General features: G+C 72.6%; 22 protein-coding genes and 3 pseudogenes. 20 read left to right on the forward strand and 5 right to left on the reverse strand.

All coding sequences use genetic code 11. The features are described from left to right. Positions 1-56 precede the first annotated feature (56 nt). The 7 genes from lepA to LPU43_RS22210 all read left to right on the forward strand — a co-directional run bounded on the left by lepA (position 57) and on the right by LPU43_RS22210 (position 7,228). Positions 57-1,934, forward strand: coding sequence for a translation elongation factor 4 (gene lepA, locus LPU43_RS22180; RefSeq protein ID WP_229402435.1), 1,878 nt, complete (start codon positions 57-59; stop codon positions 1,932-1,934). A gap of 290 nt (positions 1,935-2,224) precedes the next feature. Then, complete coding sequence (locus LPU43_RS22185; RefSeq protein ID WP_229402436.1) at positions 2,225-2,512, forward strand: GlsB/YeaQ/YmgE family stress response membrane protein; 288 nt, start codon at positions 2,225-2,227, stop codon at positions 2,510-2,512. A 347-nt stretch (positions 2,513-2,859) separates the two neighbouring features. After that, positions 2,860-3,141: a GlsB/YeaQ/YmgE family stress response membrane protein gene (locus LPU43_RS22190; RefSeq protein ID WP_229402437.1), complete on the forward strand. Its 282-nt coding sequence runs from the start codon at positions 2,860-2,862 to the stop codon at positions 3,139-3,141. A gap of 211 nt (positions 3,142-3,352) precedes the next feature. Beyond that, the gene (locus LPU43_RS22195) at positions 3,353-4,642 is read left to right on the forward strand and encodes a sugar ABC transporter substrate-binding protein (RefSeq protein ID WP_229402438.1); all 1,290 of its coding nucleotides are present in this window, start codon (positions 3,353-3,355) and stop codon (positions 4,640-4,642) included. Further along, positions 4,639-5,625, forward strand: a complete 987-nt coding sequence (locus LPU43_RS22200; protein WP_229402439.1) for a carbohydrate ABC transporter permease — start codon at positions 4,639-4,641, stop codon at positions 5,623-5,625. Before LPU43_RS22195 ends, LPU43_RS22200 begins: the two co-directional genes overlap by 4 nt. 11 nt (positions 5,626-5,636) lie before the next feature. Then, the gene (locus tag LPU43_RS22205) at positions 5,637-6,470 is read left to right on the forward strand and encodes a carbohydrate ABC transporter permease (RefSeq protein WP_229402601.1); all 834 of its coding nucleotides are present in this window, start codon (positions 5,637-5,639) and stop codon (positions 6,468-6,470) included. 125 nt (positions 6,471-6,595) lie between these two features. After that, positions 6,596-7,228 carry an MOSC domain-containing protein gene (locus LPU43_RS22210; RefSeq protein WP_229402440.1) on the forward strand — a complete coding sequence of 211 codons (633 nt, stop codon included), beginning with the start codon at positions 6,596-6,598 and terminating at the stop codon, positions 7,226-7,228. 160 nt (positions 7,229-7,388) lie between these two features. Here the strand turns inward: LPU43_RS22210 and LPU43_RS22215 are convergent, their stop codons facing one another. The 3 genes from LPU43_RS22215 to LPU43_RS22225 all read right to left on the reverse strand — a co-directional run bounded on the left by LPU43_RS22215 (position 7,389) and on the right by LPU43_RS22225 (position 10,373). Further along, positions 7,389-8,291, reverse strand: a complete 903-nt coding sequence (locus tag LPU43_RS22215) for a phytanoyl-CoA dioxygenase family protein (protein ID WP_229402441.1) — start codon at positions 8,289-8,291, stop codon at positions 7,389-7,391. A 219-nt stretch (positions 8,292-8,510) separates the two neighbouring features. Then, positions 8,511-9,374 (reverse strand): hypothetical protein, encoded by an 864-nt coding sequence (locus tag LPU43_RS22220; protein ID WP_229402442.1) that lies wholly within the window; start codon positions 9,372-9,374, stop codon positions 8,511-8,513. A gap of 216 nt (positions 9,375-9,590) precedes the next feature. Next, positions 9,591-10,373 (reverse strand): enoyl-CoA hydratase-related protein, encoded by a 783-nt coding sequence (locus LPU43_RS22225; protein ID WP_229402443.1) that lies wholly within the window; start codon positions 10,371-10,373, stop codon positions 9,591-9,593. 18 nt (positions 10,374-10,391) lie between these two features. Here LPU43_RS22225 and hemW point away from each other — a divergent pair, with 18 nt between their 5' ends. Then, a complete protein-coding gene (gene hemW, locus LPU43_RS22230) occupies positions 10,392-11,615 on the forward strand; it encodes a radical SAM family heme chaperone HemW (RefSeq protein ID WP_229402444.1) in 1,224 nt (407 codons plus the stop codon). An 81-nt stretch (positions 11,616-11,696) separates the two neighbouring features. On the opposite strand, the gene LPU43_RS22235 is transcribed toward hemW, so the two are convergent. After that, the gene (locus tag LPU43_RS22235; RefSeq protein ID WP_229402445.1) at positions 11,697-12,452 is read right to left on the reverse strand and encodes a DUF4870 domain-containing protein; all 756 of its coding nucleotides are present in this window, start codon (positions 12,450-12,452) and stop codon (positions 11,697-11,699) included. A gap of 225 nt (positions 12,453-12,677) precedes the next feature. On the opposite strand from LPU43_RS22235, the gene hrcA reads away from it, so the two are divergent. From hrcA to LPU43_RS22250, 3 genes are all read left to right on the forward strand, one after another. Further along, positions 12,678-13,700: a heat-inducible transcriptional repressor HrcA gene (hrcA, locus tag LPU43_RS22240; RefSeq protein WP_229402446.1), complete on the forward strand. Its 1,023-nt coding sequence runs from the start codon at positions 12,678-12,680 to the stop codon at positions 13,698-13,700. Between the two features lie 73 nt (positions 13,701-13,773). Further along, on the forward strand, positions 13,774-14,916 hold the full coding sequence (dnaJ, locus tag LPU43_RS22245) for a molecular chaperone DnaJ (protein ID WP_229402602.1): 1,143 nt from the start codon (positions 13,774-13,776) through the stop codon (positions 14,914-14,916). A gap of 1 nt (position 14,917) precedes the next feature. Next, complete coding sequence (locus tag LPU43_RS22250; RefSeq protein ID WP_229402447.1) at positions 14,918-15,652, forward strand: 16S rRNA (uracil(1498)-N(3))-methyltransferase; 735 nt, start codon at positions 14,918-14,920, stop codon at positions 15,650-15,652. Positions 15,653-15,752: 100 nt separating this feature from the next. Here the strand turns inward: LPU43_RS22250 and LPU43_RS22255 are convergent, their stop codons facing one another. Continuing rightward, positions 15,753-16,514, reverse strand: coding sequence for an SDR family NAD(P)-dependent oxidoreductase (locus tag LPU43_RS22255; protein WP_229402448.1), 762 nt, complete (start codon positions 16,512-16,514; stop codon positions 15,753-15,755). Positions 16,515-16,559: 45 nt separating this feature from the next. Here LPU43_RS22255 and LPU43_RS22260 point away from each other — a divergent pair, with 45 nt between their 5' ends. The 9 genes and pseudogenes from LPU43_RS22260 (at position 16,560) to era (ending at position 23,792) form a co-directional block, all read left to right on the forward strand. Beyond that, positions 16,560-16,910, forward strand: coding sequence for a histidine triad nucleotide-binding protein (locus LPU43_RS22260; RefSeq protein ID WP_229402449.1), 351 nt, complete (start codon positions 16,560-16,562; stop codon positions 16,908-16,910). Between the two features lie 97 nt (positions 16,911-17,007). Then, entirely contained in the window at positions 17,008-18,348 is a 1,341-nt protein-coding gene (locus LPU43_RS22265; RefSeq protein WP_373321795.1) for a serine hydrolase domain-containing protein, read from the forward strand. A gap of 159 nt (positions 18,349-18,507) precedes the next feature. Beyond that, positions 18,508-19,249: pseudogene (locus LPU43_RS22270) on the forward strand (PhoH family protein); the annotation flags it as partial. Positions 19,250-19,527: 278 nt separating this feature from the next. Continuing rightward, a pseudogene (locus LPU43_RS22275) lies at positions 19,528-20,010 on the forward strand (LAGLIDADG family homing endonuclease); the annotation flags it as partial. A 264-nt stretch (positions 20,011-20,274) separates the two neighbouring features. Further along, positions 20,275-20,643: pseudogene (locus LPU43_RS22280) on the forward strand (PhoH family protein); the annotation flags it as partial. Between the two features lie 9 nt (positions 20,644-20,652). Then, a complete protein-coding gene (gene ybeY, locus LPU43_RS22285) occupies positions 20,653-21,126 on the forward strand; it encodes an rRNA maturation RNase YbeY (protein WP_229402451.1) in 474 nt (157 codons plus the stop codon). Next, entirely contained in the window at positions 21,102-22,517 is a 1,416-nt protein-coding gene (locus LPU43_RS22290; RefSeq protein ID WP_229402603.1) for a hemolysin family protein, read from the forward strand. Before ybeY ends, LPU43_RS22290 begins: the two co-directional genes overlap by 25 nt. After that, entirely contained in the window at positions 22,510-22,896 is a 387-nt protein-coding gene (locus LPU43_RS22295; protein WP_229402452.1) for a cytidine deaminase-like protein, read from the forward strand. Before LPU43_RS22290 ends, LPU43_RS22295 begins: the two co-directional genes overlap by 8 nt. Then, positions 22,893-23,792, forward strand: coding sequence for a GTPase Era (gene era, locus LPU43_RS22300; protein ID WP_229402453.1), 900 nt, complete (start codon positions 22,893-22,895; stop codon positions 23,790-23,792). The genes LPU43_RS22295 and era overlap by 4 nt, the downstream gene beginning before the upstream one ends. Positions 23,793-23,839: the final 47 nt, after the last annotated feature.

The following is a 23,839-nucleotide window of genomic DNA, read 5'->3' on the forward strand; positions in this document are numbered from 1 at the left end:
AGAGGGGGCCGGCGTCGCGCCGGCCCGCTCACGTCAGCCGACCAGAACGGACCGCTGTGCCACCGACGCTCGATTCCGGCGCGAACGCTCCTGGTGCCACCGACCCGGCGCGCATCCGGAACTTCTGCATCATCGCCCACATCGACCACGGGAAGTCGACCCTGGCCGACCGGATGTTGCAGCTCACCGGGGTGGTCGACCCACGGCAGATGCGCGCGCAGTACCTCGACCGGATGGACATCGAGCGCGAGCGCGGCATCACCATCAAGAGCCAGGCCGTGCGGATGCCGTGGACGATCCGCGAGGGCGACCGGGCCGGCGAGCAGGCCGTCCTCAACATGATCGACACCCCGGGGCACGTCGACTTCACGTATGAGGTGTCCCGGTCCCTCGCGGCCTGCGAGAGCGCGATCCTGCTGGTCGACGCCGCCCAGGGCATCGAGGCGCAGACCCTGGCGAACCTCTACCTGGCCCTCGAGAACGACATGCGCATCATCCCGGTGCTCAACAAGATCGACCTGCCGGCCGCGCAGCCGGAGAAGTACGCCGAGGAGCTGGCCCACCTCATCGGGGGCGACCCGGCGGACTGCATCAGGGTCTCCGGCAAGACCGGCGTCGGCGTGCCGCACCTGCTCGACGAGATCGTCCGGCAGTTCGCCCCGCCGGTCGGCGAGGCCGACGCGGCCGCCCGGGCGATGATCTTCGACTCGGTGTACGACGTCTACCGGGGCGTGGTCACCTACGTCCGGGTGATCGACGGTCGGATCAGCGCACGCGACCGGATCAAGATGATGTCCACCGGCGCCGTCCACGAGCTGCTGGAGATCGGCGTCATCTCCCCGGAGATGGTGAAGGCCGACGCGCTCGGCGTCGGCGAGGTGGGCTACCTGATCACCGGCGTGAAGGACGTCCGCCAGTCCCGGGTCGGCGACACGGTCACCATCAACTCCCGGCCGGCGACGGAGGCCCTGGGCGGCTACAAGGACCCGAAGCCGATGGTCTACTCCGGCCTCTACCCGATCGACGGCTCGGACTATCCGAACCTGCGGGAGGCGCTGGACAAGCTCAAGCTCAACGACGCCGCGCTCGACTACGAGCCGGAGACGTCGGGCGCGCTCGGCTTCGGCTTCCGCTGCGGCTTCCTCGGCCTGCTCCACCTGGAGATCATCCGGGAGCGGCTGGAGCGGGAGTACAACCTCGACCTGATCTCCACCGCGCCGAACGTGGTCTACCGGGCCATCACGGAGGACGGCCAGGAGATCGTCGTGACCAACCCGAGCGAGTACCCGACGGGCAAGATCGCCGAGGTGTACGAGCCGGTGGTGCGGGCCACCGTCCTCACCCCGAACGACTACATCGGCGCGGTGATGGAGCTGTGCCAGGGCCGCCGGGGCAGCCTGCTGGGCATGGACTACCTCTCCGCCGACCGGGTGGAGCTGCGCTACACCCTGCCCCTCGCGGAGATCATCTTCGACTTCTTCGACCAGCTCAAGAGCCGCACCAAGGGCTACGCCTCACTGGACTACGAGCCCTCGGGCGAGCAGGCGTCCGACCTGGTCAAGGTGGACATCCTGCTGCACGGCGAGCCGGTGGACGCGTTCAGCGCCATCGTGCACAAGGACAAGGCGTACAACTACGGCGTCACCATCGCCGCGAAGCTGCGCAACCTGATCCCCCGGCAGCAGTTCGAGGTGCCGATCCAGGCGGCCATCGGCAGCCGGGTCATCGCCCGGGAGACCATCCGGGCGATCCGCAAGGACGTGCTCGCCAAATGCTACGGCGGTGACATCAGCCGTAAGCGCAAGCTGCTGGAGAAGCAGAAGGAGGGCAAGAAGCGGATGAAGATGGTCGGCCGGGTCGAGGTGCCGCAGGAGGCATTCATCGCCGCCCTCTCCTCCGACTCGGGCGACGGCAAGGCCGCCGGCAAGAAGTGAGCGACCCGGGGCGGCCCGGCACGCGAAGTGATCGCGCCGGGCTGCCCCGCCGTCCCGGCGTGAGTGCCCCGCCGGGCGTACCGGAAGGAATTTTCCTCGCCGCCGCCGTGCGCCGCCGATCGATGTCAGCTTCGCTGACCTGCGGTTACGTGGCCTAGGCGGGCGGACTGCATCGACGTGCGGCAGTGGAAGGCGCGCCCGCCCGGTTTGGATTTTCGGGCCCTCGGGAACTTAGCGGCCATCACCGCAGCAACACACCGTTGCGATACTTCTTGAGGAGGAGGGCGACCGTGGACCTCACCGTTTGGGGCATCATCACCGCGCTCGTTGTTGGTCTCATCGTCGGCGCTCTGGGTCGCCTCGTCGTCCCGGGCCGGCAGAACATGCCGATCTGGCTGCACATGCTGATCGGTGTGGGCGCCGCCCTGCTCGGCACGGTGCTCGCCCGGGCCATGGGCATCGCCACCGAGACCTCCGGGATCGACTGGGCCGAGCTGCTGGTCCAGGTCGTGCTGGCCGCCATCGCCGTGGCCCTGGTCGCGGGCGTCGGCCGTCGCCGCAGCGTCAGCCACCGGTAAGGCCGCAACGTCAGCCACCGGTAAGCGCCGCGCCGGCGCATCGTCGAAAGGGCGCCCGACCATTCCGGTCGGGCGCCCTTCGCGTTGTGCGGGCCGCCCGCGCCGCCCCGCCGCCGGCCCGGAAAACTGTCGCCCTTTCCTCGCAGAAAGGTGCCGACGGCCGCCGGAGAGGTGCCGCGCGAACCCCTGTGGAGGATGATCAAAGGGGTGCTGACCAGGTGGTACGCGCCACAGCGGCGCCGCTGCGCAAGAGTTGTTGGATGACGTGTTTGGATTTCTGGCCCCCCGGGAATTTAGGGGCCACGGCAGCAAACAACACTGGCTGAAGCTTTCTGAGGAGAACGACCGTGACCGTTACCGGAATCATCACCGCGCTCATCGTCGGTCTGATCGTGGGCGCGCTGGGCCGCCTCGTCGTGCCGGGCCGGCAGGACATGCCGATCTGGCTGCACATGCTCGTCGGCGTGGGCGCCGCCCTGCTCGGCACCGTGCTGGCCCGGGCCATCGGCATCTCGACCAGCACCTCCGGTGTCGACTGGGGCGAGCTGCTGGTCCAGGTCGTGGTCGCCGCCATCGCGGTCGCGGTCGTCGCCGGTGTGGGCCGTCGTCGCGGCGTCACCCACCGGTAATCGTCCACAGCTCGCGAACGGGCGCCCGACCTGCGTGGTCGGGTGCCCGTTCGCATGTGTACGCCCGGTTCCACCCCGCCGGTACTGCCCCTGGACCCCCGGCCTCCGGTACCGTCGCCTCGCCCCCTCCCGCCCCCTGTCGTAAAGGAAATTTTCCTACTAAGGTGCGGCGGAGAAGGTAAGTGCCAAGACGGCGCGAGGGAGATGTGGCGTGAACACGTGGAAACGGCTGGCCCCGGTCACTGCCGTGATGGCGTCGGCCGCGATGGTGCTGGCCGGGTGCGGCGGCTCCGGGGACGACAAGGCCGCCGACACCAGCAAGCTGACGGTCTGGATGATGGGCGAGGGCAGCGAGGCGCAGACCTCCTTCCTCGACGGCGTCGAGACCGAGTTCAAGAAGAAGCACCCCGACACCGACGTCGTCGTCCAGTACATTCCCTGGCTCGAGGCGCCGAAGAAGTTCCAGGCGGCGCTCGCCGGCGGTGAGGGCCCCGACGTCACCGAGCTCGGCAACACCGAGACCCAGGGCTGGGCCGCCCAGGAGGCGCTCGCCGACGTCACCGGAAAGTTCGGCTCCTGGGCCGAGGGCAAGGACATCCTCCCTGACCTCGTGAAGAACGCCCAGCTCGACGGCAAGCAGTACGGCGTGCCGTGGTACGCCGGCGTCCGCGCGATCTACTACCGCACCGACTGGTTCGCCGAGGCCGGCGTGAAGCCGCCGACGAGCTGGGACGAGCTGGTCACCGTCGCGAAGGCCGTCCAGGCCAAGAAGCCGGGCACCTACGGCATCGCGCTGCCCGGCAACTCGGAGCTGCCGTTCTACTCCTTCCTGTGGGGCGCGGGCGGCGAGATCGCCACCCAGCAGGGCGACACCTGGAAGTCCGGCTACACCACGCCGGAGGCCCAGAAGGCGGTCAAGTTCTGGACCGACCTGGTCACCGTGCACAAGGTCGCCCCGCCGGCCGCCGCCGCCTGGAACGAGATCGACGCCCGGACCCAGTTCGCCACCGGCAAGGCGGCGATGGCCTTCGCCGGAAGCTGGCAGGGCGGCGCGATCAAGAAGGACAACCCCGAGATCGAGAAGGTCTGGGGCACCTTTCCCATCCCCGGGCCGGACGGCAAGCCGGCCCCGGCCTTCGCCGGCGGCTCGGACATCGCCCTGTGGAAGGACAGCAAGAAGCAGGACCTCGCCTGGGACTACCTGACCGTGCTGCTGAGCAAGCAGAAGGACAAGGAGTACGCCAGCAGCCTCGGCTTCTTCCCGGTCTACTCGGACCTCGTCGGCGGCGGCGAGTACGCCAACGACAAGGTCATGGCGGCCTTCGCCACCGCCCTCCAGAACACCAAGCTGACCCCGCTCACCCCGAAGTGGGTCGAGGTCAGCCGCACCAAGACGGTGACCCAGGCCATGAACAGCTCGGTCATCAAGGGTCAGAAGACGGTCGAGAAGGCCACCGCCGACGCGGCCGCCGAGATGGAAAGCGTCCTCAACGCGAAGTGACCACGCTGACCCAGGCGCCGGAGACGCCCGCCGCGCGGGAGACCCCCGCGCGGCGGCGTCGCCGGGTCGATCGCCTGCCCTACCTGCTCCTGTTGCCCTGCCTGGTGATCATCGCGGCGCTGTTGCTGTGGCCGCTCGGCCAGGTCGTGGCGATGTCCTTCTTCAAGCTCGACAACGTCCGGCAGTTGCGCGGCGACCGGGAATGGCCCTGGGTCGGGTTCGACAACTACGCCGAGATCCTCAGCGACCCGTTCTTCTTCACGGTGCTGCGCAACACGGTGCTCTTCGCCGTGGCCACCGTGGCGCTCACGATGATCCTGGGCACCCTGGTCGGGCTGCTGCTCAACCGGCTCGGCAAGCGGATGGCCACCTTCGTGGCGAGCTGCGTGATGCTGGCCTGGGCCACCCCGGCGCTGACCGGCACCATCGTCTGGAAGTGGCTGTTCGACGACACGTCGGGCCTGGTGACCTGGCTGTTCAACGCCCTGCCCGACGGTCTGTCGAACGCCCTGTTCGGCCGCAGCGACTGGACCGGGTACGGCTGGTTCAACTCGCCGCTGCTGTTCTTCTCGATCCTCGCCCTCGTGGTGGTCTGGCACTCGTTCCCGTTCATCGCGGTCAGCGTGCTGGCCGGGCTGAAGAGCGTGCCGAGCGAGCTGCACGAGGCCGCCCGGGTCGACGGGGCCGGCCCGTGGAAGGTCTTCTGGAGGATCACCTTCCCGCTGCTGCGCCCGGTCTTCGGCATCCTGGTGGTGCTCTCCACCATCTGGGACTTCAAGGTCTTCACCCAGCAGTTCGTGCTGGCCGGCGGCACCCAGGACCGGCCGACGTTCATGCTCTCGATCTACTCGTACGCCGAGGCGTTCTCCCCGCCGCCCAAGTACGGGCTGGGCGCGGCGATCGCCGTCATCCTCACGCTGATCCTGCTGCTGGTGACCGGCCTCTACGTGCGGATGGTGCTCAAGCAGGAGGAGGAGTCGTGAAGCGCGGCGCGATGGTGAAGCGGTTCGCCCTCAACGGGGCGGGCCTGCTGGTGGCGCTCTTCGCGGCGTTCCCGGTCTACTGGATGATCGCGACGTCGCTCAAGCCGAACCGGGAGATCTTCTCGGGCACGCCCCGGCCGGTGCCGACCGAGCCGACGCTGGAGCACTACCGGCAGATCCTCACCGGCAACCTGATCCCCGGCGTCACCTTCGCGGACTTCTTCCTCAACAGCGCGATCGTCGCGGTGTCCACCGTGGTGCTCAGCGGCCTCGTCGCGCTGCTCGCGGCGACCGCCGTGGCCCGGTTCCGGTTCAAGCTGCGCACCAGCTTCCTGATCATGCTGCTGGTGGTGCAGATGATCCCGCTGGAGGCGCTGGTCATCCCGCTGTTCCTGATGATCCAGCGGCTCGGCCTCTACAACACCCTGCCCAGCCTGATCCTCACGTACCTGGGCTTCTCGCTGCCGTTCGCGGTCTGGATGCTGCGCGGCTTCGTCGCCGCCGTGCCGAAGGAGCTGGAGGAGGCGGCGGCGATCGACGGGGCGACCCGGGCGCAGACCTTCCGCCGCATCCTGTTCCCGCTGGTCGCCCCGGGTCTGGTCGCCACCAGCATCTTCTCCTTCATCACCGCCTGGAACGAGCTGATCTTCGCGTTGACCTTCATCAACGACCAGGACAGCTACACGCTCCCGGTGGCGATGACCTTCTTCTTCGGTCGGGACGACACCGCCTGGGGGCCGGTGATGGCCGCCTCGACCCTGTTCACCCTTCCGGTGATCGTCTTCTTCCTGCTGGTGCAGCGTCGGATGGTCAGCGGCCTGGTGGCGGGCGCCGTCAAGGGCTGAGGTGCAAGGAGGGGCACCCTGTTAACGCCTACGGTAGAGAAGGTGCCCCTTCTCACCGCCCCGGTGGGCGGTCGGCGCGGGATCACCCGAGGCTCCACGGCGGGCCTGGGCCGTAGGCTGACGCCATGACGGGCAGAGTGGTGACGGTGAATCTCGCCGTGGTGACCGAGGCGGAGTGGGCGGGCGACGCGAGCGGCCGCAGCGGGATCGACAAGCGGCCGGCGGCCGGGCCGGTGCTGCTGCGCGCCGACGGCGTGGTGGGGGACTTCATCGGCGAGCGGGCCCACCACGGCGGCCCGGACCAGGCGGTCTACGCGTACGCCAGTGAGGACGCGGCCTGGTGGGCGGCCGAGCTGGGGCGCGACATCGGGCCGGGCGCCTTCGGCGAGAACCTGACCACGTCCGGGGTGGACGTGACCGGCGCGGTGATCGGTGAGCGGTGGCAGATCGGCTCGGTGCTGCTGGAGGTGACCAAGCCGCGTACGCCGTGTAAGACGTTCGCCGGGTTCTGGGGCGTGCCCGACCTGATCAGGCGGTTCACCGTGCGGGCTGCGCCCGGGGCGTACCTGCGGGTGCTGCGGGAGGGCGAGGCCGACGCGGGCGACCCGGTGGAGGTGGTGCAGCGGCCGGCGCACGGGGTGACCGTGGGCGAGGTGTTCCGGGCGACCACTCTGGAGCCGGAGTTGCTGCCCCGGCTGCTCGACGTCCCCGAGCTGCCGGAGTCGGTCCGCCGGAAGGTCGAGCGCCGACTCGCGTGACCTCGCCCCGGGGGCCGAGGGCCGGCTCGCGTGACGATGCGCGCCGGGCCCCGACCCGCAGCCCGGTCCGCGCCCGGCGCTGGGCCCACGCGGGGCGCAGGCGTCAAGAAGGGCACCTTGCTATGCCGTAGGCGTTAACAAGGTGCCCTTCCTTACACCGTCAGCGGAGCCAGGGGATGCTGCGGTCCAGCAGGCCGCGCTCCTTCAGCTCCTTGCGCAGCGGGATCTCGTCGTCGACGTACCCGTTCCAGTTGATGCCCCAGTAGTTGGCGGTGTGCGTGCCCTCACCGCAGAGCTGGCGCTGCACGGGCGTGCGGTTGGCCCACCACTCGCCGTCGGCGTCGATGTGCAGCTCGTCCAGCGGGCGGATCCACCGGTACGTGTAGCCGACGAAGAGCATCTTGCGGGTGATGGTGGAGAGGTTCGTCGACCGGGAGTGCCACTGGCGGCGGTCGAAGATGAACGCGTCGCCCGGGTTGGCGGTGATCTCCACCGTGCCCTCCGGGTCCGGGTTGTGCACCGTCAGGTCGTCCGGCCGGGGCAGCGAGTTCCACAGGTGGCTGCCCGGGATCACCTTGGTCGCCCCGCGCCCGGTCTCCGACAGGTCGGAGAGGACGTACGCCACCTTCAGCGAGAACATCGGCCGGGGCAGGTTCGGGTCCATCGTCTCCGGGTCGGAGTTCTGCCGGTACCCGTCCTGGTGCCAACCCCAGTACGGCTTCTCCGGCTCCGCCGCCGGCGGGGTGACGTCGAGGTGGTTGTGGTGGGTGTAGATGTTCCACCCCGCCAGGCCCCACATGTACGGGAAGGCGACGGGGTGGGTGAGCAGCTCGCCGAAGAGCTCGTCCCGCTCCAGGAAGCCCAGCAGGTGCAGGGTGCCGTCCTTGGTGGTGTTGCCCTTGGCCTGTTCCTCCGCGTAGACGCGGTCGACGGCCTCCTCCAGGGCGGCCCGGTGGTCCTCCGTCAGCACGTTGCGCAGCAGGAGGAAGCCCTGCTCGTGGAACTCCTTGCGGGCGTCGTCGCTGATGGGCTCGTAGCCGGTCCGGCCGTCGTAATCGAACACCGCGTAGTACCCCTCCCCATGAGGCGAACATTTCTGGCACAGGAGGCCGATGCTACTGCGCCCGCGCCGGGGGACCGGCGGCGCGCCCGGCGGTACGGCCGGGCCGGGAACCATCGGCAGTGGGGTGGCAGCGGAGGGTGAGATCCCCGCGCCGCTTTGCGGCTTTCGCCTTACGTGCCGGATTGTGCGGTGACCGTCGGTAGGGAGATCCGGGCTGGGTCAGGCGTCGGCGAAGACCTCCGCCAGTACCTGCTCCTCGGTGGCCGGAGCGTCGGTGGCGCGGCTCCACGTGCCACCCCGGGCGGTCCACTCCAGGCCGGCGAAGCGCACCCGCTTCACCCCGTTGTCGGAGGCGTGCGAGACCAGCCAGTGCGCGTACCGCCAGCCGTGGCGCAGGTCGGCGGCCGGCACCGCGAGGCCGGTCAGGTCGGCCGGTGGCGCGGTCTCCCGCAGCCCCCAGTCGAGGGTCAGGCCCCGGGCCAGCGCCGCCGTCGCGGCCTCGCCACGCAGCACCGGCGTCGAGCCCACCGAGCAGGCCACCGCGCCGGTGGCCTCGCCGAGCAGCGCCCGGGTCAGCACCGCCGACTCGTCGGCCCACTTCTCGTACGCCTCGGGGAAGGCCGAGCGCTGCACCCGCTGCGCGGCCTCGGTGACCCGCAGCTCCTCCCAGCCGCGCACCCGCTTGAGCGCGGCGTAGAACCTGTTGGTCGCGTACCGGGGGTCGCTGATCTGCGCCTTCGTGCCCCAGCCCTGGCTCGGCCGCTGCTGGAACAGGCCCAGCGAGTCCCGGTCGCCGCTGGAGAGATTGCGTAGCCCGGACTCCTGGTAGGCCGTGGCGAGCGCCACCACCACGGCGCGCTCCGGCATCTTCCGCTGGACGCCGATCGCCGCGATCGTGGCGGCGTTGGCCATCTGGTCCGCGTCCAGCCGCACCCGACCGTCCGCCTCGACCGTGCACGTGCGACCGGCCACGGGCAGTCGCAGGTTGCCACCGACCTGCCGGGCCACCAGCCAGATCCCGACGACGGCGAGGACCGCTACCACGACACCGGCCGCGACGATTGCCCGAGTTCGCACCCGCACCCCCTGTTCGACGGCTGTGCCAAGAGTACGTCGCCCGCACCGCCGATCGTCCCGTCCGACCGATTCACTCCGTTGTGTGGCGAGTCGACCATATTGCGCATTCGTCCGCGAGGCGTCGCCCTTCGAGGACGGCGGAAGGCGCCTGGTCTTCGGTGTCCCGCCGATCTGCTTTCTTCCCGGCGGCCGGGGTGGGCTAACGCCGTCGCCGGCCCGGCCTCAGTCCGTCGGCACCCAGCTCGCGTCCCGCTTCTCGCGGAAGGCCAGCACGCCCTCGCGCCCCTCCGCCGAGAGGAAGTACCCGGTCGACAGCTCGGCCAACTCCGCGATCTCCGCCCGCAGGTCGGCGGCCGGCGGGCGGCGCAGCAGCCCCTTCGCCCCGGCCAGCGCGCCCGGCGCGCCCCGCACCAGCGAGGCGCAGACCCGCGCCACCTCCGCGTCCAGCCCGTCCGCCGGCACGGCCGCCGTCACCAGGCCGATCTCGGCCGCCCGCCGGCCGTCGAAGGTGTCGCCGGTCAGGTACAGCTCGGCGGCGGCCCGGGGGGCCAGCCGGGGGAGCACGGTCGCCGAGATGACCGCCGGGATCACCCCGAGCCGGACCTCGGTGAAGGCGAACGTCGCCTCCCGCGCGCACAGCGCCAGGTCGGCCGCCGCGATCAGGCCCAGCCCGCCGGCCCGCGCCGGCCCGGCGACCCGCGCCACCACGGGCTTCGGGCACTCCCAGACCGCCGCGAGCACGTCGCCGAGCATCCCGGCCGGCACGGCCCCGCTGGCGTACGCGGCGGCGGTCTCCTTCAGGTCGGCCCCGGAGCAGAAGACCGGGCCGGTGTGGTCGAGCACGACCACCCGGACCGCGTCGTCGGCCACGGCGGCGGCCAGCCCCGCCAGCAGTTCGGTCATCAGCGGCGTGGAGAGCGCGTTGCGGTTGTGGGGGCTGTCCAGGGTGAGGGTGGTCACCCCGCGGGCCGTGGCGACCCGCACGAGCGCGTCCGAGGAGGTCATGCGGGCACACTAGTGGCCATGCCCGGCGTCCTTCCAGAAGGCGAAGCCGTCCCCGTCGACGGCTCGCTGCCCACCCCCGCCACCCGCGCCGTCGGCGCGCGGGGCTTCGGCGTGTACGTGCACGTGCCGTTCTGCGCCAGCCGGTGCGGCTACTGCGACTTCAACACGTACACGGCCGAGGAGTTGGGCGGCGGGGCGAGTCGCGAGTCGTACGCCGACGCGGTGCTGGCCGAGCTGGCCCTCGCCCGCCGGGTGCTGGGCGACACCCCGCCGCCGAGGGTGGACACCGTCTTCGTCGGCGGCGGCACCCCGACCCTGCTCCCCTCCGACGACCTCGCCCGCATCCTCGACGGCATCGACCGCGCCTGGGGGCTGGCGGCCGACGCCGAGGTGACCACGGAGGCCAACCCGGAGTCGGTCACGCCGGAGTCGCTGCGGACGCTGCGCGCGGCCGGGTACACCCGGATCTCGCTCGGCATGCAGTCCGCCGCCCCCGGGGTGCTGGCGATCCTCGACCGCCGGCACCGCCCGGGTCGGGCCACCGCCGCCGCGGCCGAGGCGCACGAGGCCGGGTTCGACCACGTGAACCTCGACCTGATCTACGGCACGCCGGGGGAGACCGGCGAGGACTTCGCCGCCTCGCTGGAGCAGGTGGTGGCCGCCGGGGTGGACCACGTCAGCGCGTACTCGCTGATCGTGGAGGACGGCACCCGGCTGGCCGCGCGGATGCGGCGCGGCGAGCTGCCGTACCCCTCGGACGACGTGGCGGCGGACCGCTACCTGGCCGCGGAGGCCGCCCTCGGCGCGGCCGGTTTCTCCTGGTACGAGGTGTCGAACTGGGCGCGCTCGGCGGCGGCCCGGTGCCGGCACAACCTGCTGTACTGGACGGGCGGGGACTGGTGGGGCCTCGGCCCGGGGGCGCACAGCCACGTCGGCGGGGTGCGCTGGTGGAACGTCAAGCACCCGAGCGCGTACGCGAAGCGGCTGGCGGCGGGGGAGTCGCCCGGCCTGGCCCGGGAGGTGCTGACCGGAGGCGAGGCGCACATGGAGGACGTGATGCTGCGGCTGCGGCTCGCCTCCGGGCTGCCGCTGGACGTGCTGGACGACGCCGGTCGGGCCGGCGCGCGGCGCGCCGTGGCCGAGGGGCTGCTCGACCCGGCGCGGCACGCGGCCGGCCGGGCCGTGCTCACCCTGCGCGGCCGGCTGCTGGCCGACGCGGTCGTCCGCGACCTGCTGCCCTGACCGGGACGCCCCGCCCGGCGCGGCCCCGCGCGGGCGGGCCGGCCGGGGCGTCGCGTCACCCAACGGCCACGTGCTCCCGCGTCACTTCACGAAGGAGTAGCTCATCGGGTAGCGGTAGAGCGTGCCCTCGTTGGCCTTCACCCCGCCGATGATCCCGAAGACGAGCGGGACCAGCCCCGCCAGCAGCGGGACGAAGAAGAGCAGCCCGCAGGTGATCATGGCCAGCACGTAGCCGATCACCGTGGCGATGGCCCAGGTGAGCTGGAAGTTCAGCGCCGCGACGGCGTGCGCGCGCACGGTCGGCGACTGCTGGCCCTTGGTGGCGAGCGCGATGACCGGCGCGACCCAGCCGAGCAGGCCGCCCCCGGCCACGACGCCGAGCGGGCCGCCGAAGTGCGAGATCAGCGCCCAGGTCTTGTCGTCGTTGGTGGCGTACCCGCCGCCCGGGGCGGAGTACGCGCCCCCGGGGTAGCCGCCGGGGGGCGGATAGCCGCCCGGTGGGGGATAACCGCCGGGCGGGGGATAGCCGCCGGGCGGCGGATATCCGGCCGGCGGGGGGTAACCGCCCGCCGAGGGCTGGTCGTGGGCCGGCGGGGCGTAGCCGAAGGGCGGGGCGTAGCCGCCGGGCGGTGGCTGGTCACCGGGCGGGGAATGGCCGGCCGCCCCGGACAGCGGTGCGGTGGGCGGCCCGTCCGCCGGCGGCGTGGTGGGCGGCCCGGACAGCGGTGCGGTGGGGGGCTCGCCCGCCGGCGAGCCGTAGGGCGCCGTCGGTGGGTTCGCCTCGGGCGGGTGGTCGCCGGGGTCGCCCGCGCCGGGAGGGCGAGGTGGTTGGGTCATGCACGTCACGGTAGGGGCTGCCGGCAAGCGGGCGGGAGAGCGACACTGGTCGGGGTCGCCCCCGAGTGCGGGTGGACGCACCGATGGTCCGTCGTTGATCTTACCCACGGCGGGGCGGCCGACGTAGACTGGCACTCGTTACAGTCGAGTGCCAGGCGTCGACCGGGCGGCGACGGCCCGCGCGGGCCGGGCCACCGGCCCGACATGCGACAGGAGGTGGCAGGGGTGGGTCTGGACGACCGCAAGCTCGCCGTGCTCCGAGCGATCGTCGAGGACTACGTCGCCACCCAGGAGCCGGTCGGGAGCAAGTCCCTGGTCGAGCGGCACCAGCTCGGCGTCTCCCCGGCGACGGTGCGCAACGACATGGCGGTGCTGGAGGAGGAGGGCTACATCCGGCAGCCGCACACCAGCGCCGGCCGGGTGCCCACCGACCGGGGCTACCGCCTCTTCGTCGACCGGCTGACCCGGGTCAAGCCGCTCAGCCCGGCCGAGCGCCGCGCGATCGAGCGCTTCCTGGTCGGCGCGGTCGACCTCGACGACGTGGTGCACCGCACCGTCCGGCTGCTGGCCCAGCTCACCCGGCAGGTCGCCGTGGTGCAGTACCCGTCGCTCGCCCGCTCCTCGGTGCGGCACCTGGAGCTGGTGCCGATCTCCACCACCCGGCTCATGTTCGTGATGATCGCCGACACCGGCCGGGTCGAGCAGCGGCTGGTCGAGCTGCCCGCGCCGGTCCCCGACGACGACGTCACCGACCTGCGCCGGCTGGTCAACGAGAAGCTGGTCGGCAGCCGGTTGTCGGAGACCCCGCCCCTGGTGCAGGCGCTGGTCGAGGAGTCGTCCCCGCACCTGCGCCCGGCCATGACGACGCTCTCCACCGTGCTGCTGGAGACGCTGGTCGAGCGGCACGAGGAGCGCATCGCGCTGGCCGGCACCGCCAACCTGACCCGGGGCGGCCTGCTCGACTTCCAGGGCTCGCTGCGGCCCATCCTGGAGGCGCTGGAGGAGGAGGTGGTGATGCTCAAGCTCATCGGCGAGGCCGAGTCGACCACCACCCGGGTGCTGATCGGCGACGAGAACGAGATCGACAACCTGCGCGCCGCCTCGGTGGTGAGCACCGGGTACGGCCCGGGGACGACCGCGCTCGGCGGCCTGGGCGTGCTCGGCCCGACCCGGATGGACTACCCCGGCACCATCGCCACGGTGCGAGCCGTGGCACGCTACGTGGGCGAGCTGCTGGCCCAGAACTGACCAGTCAGGGCCGACGGCCGGCTCCGGCCGACGACCGGCGCAACGCGAGACGAACATGAGGACACGGGACGCAGTGGCCAGGGACTACTACGGCATCCTCGGCGTGAGCCGGGAAGCCTCCGACGACGAGATCAAGCGCGCCTACCGCAAGCTGGCGCGGCAGTTCCACCCGGACGTGAATCCGGACCCGGAGGCCCAGGAGAAGTTCAAGGACATCAACGCCGCGTACGAGGTCCTCTCGGACGACCGGAAACGGCAGATCGTCGACCTGGGCGGCGACCCGCTCGCCCCGGGCGGCGGCGGGGCCGGTCCGGGTGGGCCCGGCGGCGCCGGCCCGTTCGTCGGCTTCCAGGACATCATGGACGCCTTCTTCGGCGGCGCGGCGGGCGGCACGCGGGGCCCGCGCCCGCGCACCCGGCCCGGGGCGGACGCGATCCTGCGGCTGGAGCTGGACCTGCACGAGACCGCGTTCGGCGTCGAGGCGCCCATCACGGTCGACACCGCCGTGCTCTGCACCACCTGCTCCGGCGCGGGCACCGCCGCCGGCACCCACCTGGCCACCTGCGAGGCGTGCGGCGGCCGGGGCGAGGTGCAGTCGGTGCAGCGCACGTTCCTCGGCCAGGTGGTCTCCGCCCGGCCCTGCACGGTCTGCCAGGGGCACGGCACCACGATTCCGCACCCCTGCCCGACCTGCGCCGGCGAGGGGCGGGTGCGCACCCGCCGCTCGTTGACCGTCAAGATCCCGGCCGGCGTCGAGGACGGCATGCGTATCCGCCTGGCCCAGCAGGGCGAGGTCGGGCCGGGCGGCGGCACCGCCGGCGACCTCTACGTGGAGATCCACGAGCGCCCGCACGACGTCTACTCCCGCAAGGGCGACGACCTGCACTGCCGGGTCACCGTCCCGATGACCGCCGCCGCGCTCGGCACCCGGTTGACCATCAAGACCCTCGACAGCGAGGAGACGGTCGACGTCAAGGCCGGCACCCAGCCGGGCAGCACCCTGCGGCTGCGCGCCCGGGGTGTGCCGCACCTGCGCGGCACGGGCCGGGGCGACCTCTACGTCCACCTCGACGTGCGCACCCCCACCAAGCTCGACGCCGACCAGGAGAAGATGCTGCGGGACTTCGCCAAGACCCGGGGCGAGGAGGTCGCCGAGCTGTCCAAGCAGGGCGGCTTCTTCTCCCGGATGCGCGACGCCTTCAACGGGCACGCCTAGCGTGTCCGCGCCCCTGTTCCTGGTCGACACCCTGCCGACCGGCGACTCGCTGACCCTCGACGGGCCGGAGGGCCACCACGCGGCCACCGTGCAGCGACTACGGGTCGGCGAGGAGCTGGTGCTCGGCGACGGCCGGGGCGGCACGGTGACCGCCGTGGTCACGGCCGTCGGCAAGGGCACCCTCGACCTGCGGGTCACCACCCGGGGGTACGTCGACGCGGCCGTCCCCCGGCTCGTCGTCGTGCAGGGGATCGCCAAGGGCGACCGGGGCGAGCTGGCCGTGCAGGCGATGACCGAGGTCGGGGTCGACGAGATCGTGCCGTGGGCGGCGTCCCGCTCGGTGGCGCAGTGGCGCGGCGAACGGGGCGTGCGGGCCCGGGAGAAGTGGGCGGCGACCGCCCGGGAGGCGGCGAAGCAGGCCCGCCGGGCGTGGCTGCCCGTGATGGCCGGCGCGCCCGACGAGTCCACCGCGACGGTGGCCCGCCGGATCGCCGGGGCCGCCGCCGCGTTCGTCCTGCACGAGGAGGCCGACGAGCGGCTCACCACCGCCGCGCTGCCCGACGCGGGCGAGATCGTCCTGGTGGTCGGCCCGGAGGGCGGCATAGCCGACGCGGAGCTCACCACGTTCACGGAGGCCGGCGCCCGCCCGGTCCGCCTCGGCCCGAACGTCCTGCGCACCAGCACGGCCGGCGTGGCGGCCCTGTCGGCCCTCTCCGCCCGCCTCTCCCGCTGGTAGCCGCCCCCCTTCTCGTTGATCAAGAGGTTTGCGTCAGCGCCCGGGCCGGATTCCGACACAAACCTCTTGATCGCCTGCGCTGCCCGGGGGTGCGGGTAGGTCAGGTGCGGAGGTAGCTGGCGCCGTTGAGGTCGACGATCGTGCCCGAGGCCCACTCCGCCTCCGGGCTGGCCAGCCAGTGCACCGCCGCCGCGATCTCGTCCGGGCGGGCCACCCGGTCGAACGGGCTCTGGGCGCGGATCGCCGCCCCCTCCTCGCCCGCCAGGTACTCCGTGGTCATGTCGGTCCGCACGAACCCGGGGGCCACCGTCGCCACCGCGATGCCGTACGGGGCGAGGGCCACCGCGAGGGACTGGCCGAGCGCGTTCAGCCCCGCCTTGCTCGCCCCGTAGGCCGGCTGCGCCGGCTCGCCCCGGAACGCGCCCCGCGACGAGACGTTGACGATCCGCCCGCCCCGCTCGCGCATGTGCTGGGCGGCGCACCAGGTCACGTTGGCCGCCCCGGTCAGGTTGGTCTCCACCACCTGCCGCCAGCGCCGCTGCCAGTCGGCGTAGGAGGCGCCGAAGACCGGGTGCGGGGCGTCGCGCTCGCCGTACACACCGGCGTTGTTGACCAGCACGTCCAGGCCGCCGAGGCGGGCCGCCGCGTCGTCGACCATCGCCCGTACGGCGTCGGGGTCGGCCAGGTCCGCGCGGACCACGACGTGCCCGTCGCCCGGCAGCTCGGCGCGCAGCCCTTCGGCCAGCTCCGCCGAGTCCCGGTGGTGGATCGCCACCCGGTCCCCGCCCGCCGCGAACCTCGCCGCCACCGCGCGCCCGATGCCGCGCGAGGCCCCCGTCACCAGTACCGCCCGAGAAGTCACGCCGCCATCATGCCCGAGCGGGTCGGCACGCCTTACCATGCCCCGATGGGATCCGACTGCCTGTTCTGCCGCATCGTCGCCGGGGAGATCCCGGCCACCGTCGTCCGGGAGACCGACACCACCCTGGCGTTCCGGGACATCGACCCGAAGGCCCCGGTGCACGTGCTGGTGATTCCGAAGGAGCACTACGCCGACGTGGCCACGCTGGCCCAGGGCGACCCGGCGCTGGCCGGTGAGCTGCTGGCCACCGCCGCCGCCGTGGCCGAGGACGAGGGGCTGCTCGGCGACGGCTTCCGGCTGATGTTCAACACCGGGACGTACGGTGGGCAGGAGGTTTTCCACGTCCACGCGCACCTGCTCGGCGGCGCGCCGCTCGGCCCGATGCTCTGCCGCTGACGGCGTTGGGAAGGGCCCCTTCCTATACCGAAAGCGTTAAGAAGGTGCCCTTCCTTACACTGCGGTCGTGACTGCTATCGAGGCACGCCTGGAGCGGATGGTGCGGCGGGCGCAGGCCGACGGGCGGGTGCCGGCCGTGTCGGCCGCCCTGCACCGGGCCGACCGGCCGCTGTGGACCTGCGCGGTGGGCGGCACCGGCAACGACACCGCCCTCGGTCCCGAGACGCTGTTCCGGATCGGCTCCGTCACCAAGACCTTCACGGCGGTGCTCGTCCTCCAGTGCCGCGACGCCGGCCTGCTCGACCTGGACGACCCAGTCGGCCGGCACCTCGACGTGCCGGCCCACGGCGAGCTGACCGTGCGCCGGCTGCTGTCGCACACCTCCGGCCTGCAACGCGAGCCGCACGGCGACGTCTGGGACACCCTGGCCGCCCCCGACGCGGACGCGCTGCTGGCCGAGCTGGCCCGCGCCGAGCGGGTGCTGCCGCCGGCCCGCCGCTTCCACTACTCCAACCTCGGCGTGGCGCTGCTCGGCCAGCTCGTCGCGCGGCTGCGCGGCGGCACCTGGGCCGAGGTGCTCGCCGAGCGGGTGCTCGCCCCGCTCGGGCTGACCGCCACCAGCGACCGGCCGGGGCCGGCGGCGGCGACCGGGTTCCTCGTCGACGCGTACTCCGACGAGGCGCACCCGGAGCCGCCGACCGACTTCGGCGCGGTCGGCCCGGCCGCCCAGCTCTGGAGCACCGCCGCCGACATGGCCCGCTGGGCGGCGTTCCTGGCCGACCCGGCGGCGCTCGACCCGTCCGGCGCGGTGCTCGCCCCGGCGACCCTGGACGAGATGCGCTGGCCGCTGACCGTCACCGACGAGACGTCCTGGGGCGCCGGCTTCGGCCTGGGGCTGATCCTGGTCCCGCAGGGGGAGCGGGTCGTGCACGTCGGGCACGACGGGGCGATGCCCGGCTTCCTGGCGGCCGTCTACGGCCGGCGCGGCGGCGACGGCACCGCCGGGGCGATGGGTGCGGCGGTGCTCGGCTCGTCCGGCACCGGCGTGGCGGTGATGGACCTGCCGCACCGGCTGCTCGCCGCGTCCGTCGAGCACGACCCGGCCGACGTCGAGCCCTGGCGGCCGGGGCAGCCCGCCCCGGCGCACCTGCGCGGGCTGCTGGGCCGCTGGTGGGGCGAGGGCTTCGAGTACGTCTTCACCTGGCACGACGGCACGCTGCGCGCCCGCAGCGCGGACGACCCGGCGGGGAAGCCCCCGGCGGTCTTCGCCCCGCTGCCGGACCGGCCGGACGTGTTCCGCACCGTCTCGGGGCGGGAGGCCGGCGAGCTGCTGCGGCTGACCCGCGACGCGGACGGAACGGTCGTCCGGGTGCATTGGGCGACGTACCGGTTCACCCGCTCCCAGGAGACCTTCGACCGGTACGACTTCCGGCGCTGACCCGGGCGGTCGGCGCTGGCGGGGCGGCCGGGTGCCGGGGAAATGGGCGGGGTGCCGTCGCGCGGGAGAAGATACGATGGGGATAACGACAGATCGCCGCGCCCCGCCAGGCCCGGCCGAGAGCGAGAGCAGGTGGCGCAGGGCCCCTCGGCCCGACCTATGACCGGCACCCCACCTCCCGGCCCGCCCCAGGCGCAGACCAGGATCACCGTCCCCGATTCCAAGATCATGGTCAACCTGCTGGGCGCGGGCGACGAGATCCTGCGGCTCGTCGAGCGTTCGGTCACCAGCGACGTGCACGTCCGCGGCAACGAGATCACCATCACCGGGGCTCCCGCGGACAACGCCGTCGCCGAGCGACTCTTCGGTGAGCTGCTCGAACTGATCCAGAAAGGCGAGACCCTGACCACCGACGCCGTCCGGCGTACCGTCGGCATGCTGGAGCAGGGCGGCAGCGAGCGGCCCGCCGAGGTGCTCACGCTCAACATCCTGTCCCGGCGTGGCCGCACCATCCGCCCCAAGACCCTCGGGCAGAAGCAGTACGTCGACTCCATCGACGCGCACACCATCGTCTTCGGCATCGGCCCCGCCGGCACGGGGAAGACCTACCTGGCGATGGCGAAGGCCGTCCAGGCGCTCCAGGCCAAGCAGGTCAACCGGATCATCCTGACCCGCCCGGCGGTCGAGGCGGGGGAGCGGCTCGGCTTTCTGCCCGGCACGCTCAACGAGAAGATCGACCCGTACCTGCGCCCGCTCTACGACGCGCTGCACGACATGCTCGACCCGGAGACCATCCCCAAGCTGATGGCGGCCGGCACGATCGAGGTCGCGCCGCTGGCATACATGAGGGGCCGGGCGCAGCCGTACGACGCGCGGGTCCTCACCCCGGAGGGCTTCAAGCCGTTCGGGTCGCTCCGGGTCGGTGACCTGGTCATCGGCTCGAACGGCACGCCGACGCCGGTGATCGGCATCTACCCGCAGGGGCCCCGGCAGGTCTACCGGGTCACCACCCAGGACGGGGCGTCCACCGTCTGCTGCGGCGAGCACCTCTGGACGGTCGCCACCCCGGACGACAAGCGGCGCGGGCGTCGACGCACCATCGAGACGCGCGAGATGATCGGCAAGGAGTGGCGGGGCCACACCCGCCGGTACGAGCTGCCGGTCGTCGCGCCCGTGCAGATGGAGCCGCAGGACGTCCCGCTCGACCCGTACGCGCTCGGCCTGCTGCTCGGCGACGGCGCGATCTCGACGCGGACGACGCCGGCCTTCTGCACGGCGGACCCGGAGCTCGCCGTCGCCCTGGAGCAGGCGCTCCCCGGCATCGAGCTGGTCCGCAAGGGTGACTACGACTACGTCCTGCGGCACGTCGACGGTCACCGGGGCGGGGTGATCGTCGCCAATCCGGTGACGCTCGCGATCCGCGAGTTGGGCCTGGCGGGGGCCACGTCGGGCACGAAGTTCGTGCCCGAGGCTTACAGGACCAACAGCGTCGACGTCCGACTGGCCGTGCTCCAGGGGCTGCTGGACACGGACGGTGGGCCGGTCACCCAGCCGGGGCGTAGCTGCCGCGTGCAGTACTCGACGACCTCCCCCCGGCTGCGGGACGACGTCGTGCACCTGGTCCAGTCCCTCGGCGGGGTGGCCACCTGGCGGGTGCGGGAGGCCGAGGGGCGCAAGCCCGGCCTGGCCAACGGGCGTCCGGTTCCTTACCGCGCCGACGCCTACGTCGTGGAGATCCGGCTTCCCGCCGGTGTTCCGCCGTTCCGCCTGTCGCGCAAGCGCCGGCTGTACGACGAGCACGGTGGTGGCAGGCCGATGCGTTTCATCGACTCGATCCTCCCCGCCGGGGTGCAGGAGACGATGTGCATCCAGGTCGCGGCGGAGGACTCGCTCTACGTGACCGACGACTTCCTGGTCACGCACAACACCCTCAACGACGCGTTCATCATCCTCGACGAGGCGCAGAACACGACGCCCGAGCAGATGAAGATGTTCCTCACCCGGCTCGGCTTCGGCTCCAAGATCGTCGTCACCGGTGACGTCACCCAGGTGGACCTTCCCGGTGGGACGACCAGCGGCCTGCGGGTCGTCCGGGACATCCTGGAAAACGTCGAGGACGTGCACTTCGCGCAGCTCTCCAGCTCCGACGTGGTGCGTCACCGGCTGGTCGGGGAGATCGTCGACGCGTACGCCCGCTGGGACGCCGAGCGGGAGAACCAGCAGGCGCAGGGCGTGCACGCCGTGCCGGGGCGCAACGCCCAGGGCGGGCAGGCCGGCCGGCGCCGACAGACCTAGGGAACCGAGTTGTCCATCGAGATCGCCAACGAGTCCGGTGTCGAGGTCGACACCGACGCCGTGCTCGCCGTCGCCCGGTACGCCCTCGACGAGATGGGGGTCAACCCCCTCGCCGAGCTCTCCGTGCTGCTCGTCGACATCGACTACATGGCCGAGCTGAACCACCGCTGGATGGGCGGGGACGGCCCGACCGACGTGCTCGCCTTCCCCATGGACGAGGGCAGCGTCGACCACGGGCCGGGTGAGGCCAGCGCGGCCGGCGGCGAGCCGGCCCTGCTCGGCGACATCGTGCTCTGCCCGGAGGTGGCGGCCAAGCAGGCGGCCACGGCCGGCCACTCCGCCGCCGACGAGCTGCACCTGCTCACCGTGCACGGGGTGCTGCACCTGCTCGGCTACGACCACGCCGAGCCGGAGGAGGAGCGCGAGATGTTCGAGCTCCAGGCCCGGCTGCTGGCCGGCTGGCGGTCGACCCGGTCCCGGTGATGCCCACCCCGCTGGCGGCCGTCGCCCCGGCCGGCCTGCCCGACCTGACACTGCTCGTCTTCGCGGCCGGGCTGGTGGTGCTCGCCGGCCTGATCGCGATGACCGAGGCGGCGCTGACCGTGGTCTCCCCGGCCCGCGCGGCCGAGCTGGCCCGCGACGGCGCGCGGGGCGCGCGCACCCTCCAGGCGGTCGCCGGCGACGTGGTACGCCACCTCAACCTCCTGCTGCTGCTCCGGCTCCTGGCCGAGCTGACCGCCACCACGCTGGTCGCTCTGGTCGCGGTCGACACGTTCGGGGCGGGCTGGCGGGCGGCGCTGATCACCGCCGGCGCGATGACGGTGGTGAGCTTCGTCGTCGTCGGGGTCGGCCCGCGCACCCTCGGCCGGCAGCACGCGTACGCGGTCGGCCGGGCGGTCGCCCCGCTGGTGCGCTGGCTGGGGCGGGCGCTCAACCCGCTCGCCTCGCTGCTGATCCTCATCGGCAACGCGGTCACCCCGGGGCGGGGCTTCCGCGAGGGGCCGTTCGCGACCCAGGTGGAGCTGCGCGAGCTGGTCGACCTGGCCGAGCAGCGCGGCGTCGTCGAGCACGGCGAGCGGCAGATGATCCACTCGGTCTTCGCGCTCGGGGACACGATCGCCCGCGAGGTGATGGTGCCGCGCACCGAGATGGTGTGGATCGAGGAGCGCAAGACGCTCTCCCAGGCGTTGGCCCTCTTCCTGCGCTCCGGCTTCTCCCGCATTCCCGTGATCGGGGAGAGCGTCGACGACGTGCTCGGCGTGCTCTACCTGAAGGACCTGATCCGGCGTACCCGGGGCGGCGATCCCGCCGCGGCCCGGCTGCCGGTGGCCGAGCTGATGCGCCCGGCGACCTTCGTCCCCGAGTCCAAGCCGGTCGACGACCTGCTGTCGGAGATGCAGGCGGCCCGCAACCACATGGTCGTCGTCGTGGACGAGTACGGCGGCACCGGCGGCCTGGTCACGATCGAGGACATCCTGGAGGAGATCGTCGGGGAGATCACCGACGAGTACGATGTCGAACGCCCGCCGGTCGAGCGGCTCGAGGACGGCACGGTGCGGGTCACCGCCCGGCTGCCCGTCGAGACCCTCGGCGAGCTGTTCGACGTCGAGCTGCCCAGCGACGAGGTCGAGACGGTCGGCGGCCTGCTGGCCCAGGCCCTCGGCCGGGTCCCGATCCCCGGCGCGGAGGCCGAGGTGGCCGGGCTCCGGTTGATCGCCGAGGGCACCACGGGCCGCCGCAACCGGATCGACACCGTGCTGGTGAGCCGGGTCGAGCCGACCGACCAGACCGACACCACCCCGACGCGCGGCGAGCCCGCCGAGCACCGGGGCGGCCCCCACCGATCCGAGGAGAGGCAACCCGCCGATGCCTGAGTCACCCGCCGCACCCGCCGCCCTGCCCACCCCGTCCGCGCCGGTCGAGCTGAGCGCGGAGGACGGCAAGCTGGTCGTCCTGGCCAGAGGCGCCAGGGGCCGGGTGGGCGCCGTGGAGGGAGCGGCGGTACGCGACCAGGACGGCCGCACGTACGCCGCCGCCAGCGTGTCGCTGCCCTCGCTGACCCTCACCGCGCTCCAGCTCGCCGTGGCCAGCGCCGTGGCGGCCGGGGCCAGCCGGGTGGAGGCCGCCGTGGTGGTGACCGAGGCGTCGACCCTCGACGGGGCGGGGCACGCCGCCGTCCGGGATCTCACCGCCGACGCGCCGATCCACGTGGCCGCCCCGGACGGCACGGTCCTCGGCACGGTGGTGGAGTGAGCGACGTCGGGGGGCAGCAGCCGTACCGTGCCGGTTTCGCCTGCTTCGTGGGCCGCCCGAACGCCGGCAAGTCGACGCTGACCAACGCCATCGTCGGCACCAAGATCGCGATCACCTCGAACAAGCCGCAGACCACCCGGCACATCATCCGGGCCGTGCTGCACCGGCCGGAATCGCAGCTCGTCCTGGTCGACACGCCGGGCCTGCACCGCCCCCGTACGCTGCTCGGGGAGCGCCTCAACGACCTGGTCCGCTCCACCTGGAGCGAGGTCGACGTGATCGGCCTGTGCATCCCGGCGGACGAGCCGGTCGGCCGGGGCGACCGGTTCATCACCGGCGAGCTGGCGGAGCTGAAGGCCACCGTGATCGCGGTGGTGACCAAGACCGACCTGGTCGACAAGAAGCGGCTGGCCGAGCAGTTGCTCGCGGTCAGCGAGCTGGGCGAGTTCGCCGCCGTGGTCCCGGTCAGCGCCGTCTCCGGCCACCAGGTCGACACCCTGGTCGACGTGATGACGGGCTACCTCCCCGAGTCGCCGCAGCTCTACCCGGACGACATGCTCACCGACGACCCGGAGCAGGTGCTGGTCGCCGAGATGATCCGGGAGGCGGCCCTGGAGGGCGTCCGCGACGAGCTGCCGCACTCCATCGCCGTGGTGGTGGAGGAGATGATCCCCGAGGGTCAGCTCATGAAGATCTACGCCGACGTGTACGTGGAGCGTCCCAGCCAGAAGGCGATCGTCATCGGGCACCGTGGCAGCCGGCTCAAGGAGGTCGGCACCACCGCCCGCCGGCAGATCGAGGAACTGCTCGGCACCCGGGTCTACCTGGACCTGCATGTCCGGGTGGCGAAGGACTGGCAGCGCGACCCGAAGCAGCTCCGCAAGCTCGGCTTCTGACCGCCCGGGGGCGGTTTGGGGATTTCTGGAGGAGCGGCGAGGATTGC

This window comes from Micromonospora okii, assembly GCF_020884795.1.
GTDB classification, from domain to species: domain Bacteria; phylum Actinomycetota; class Actinomycetes; order Mycobacteriales; family Micromonosporaceae; genus Micromonospora; species Micromonospora okii.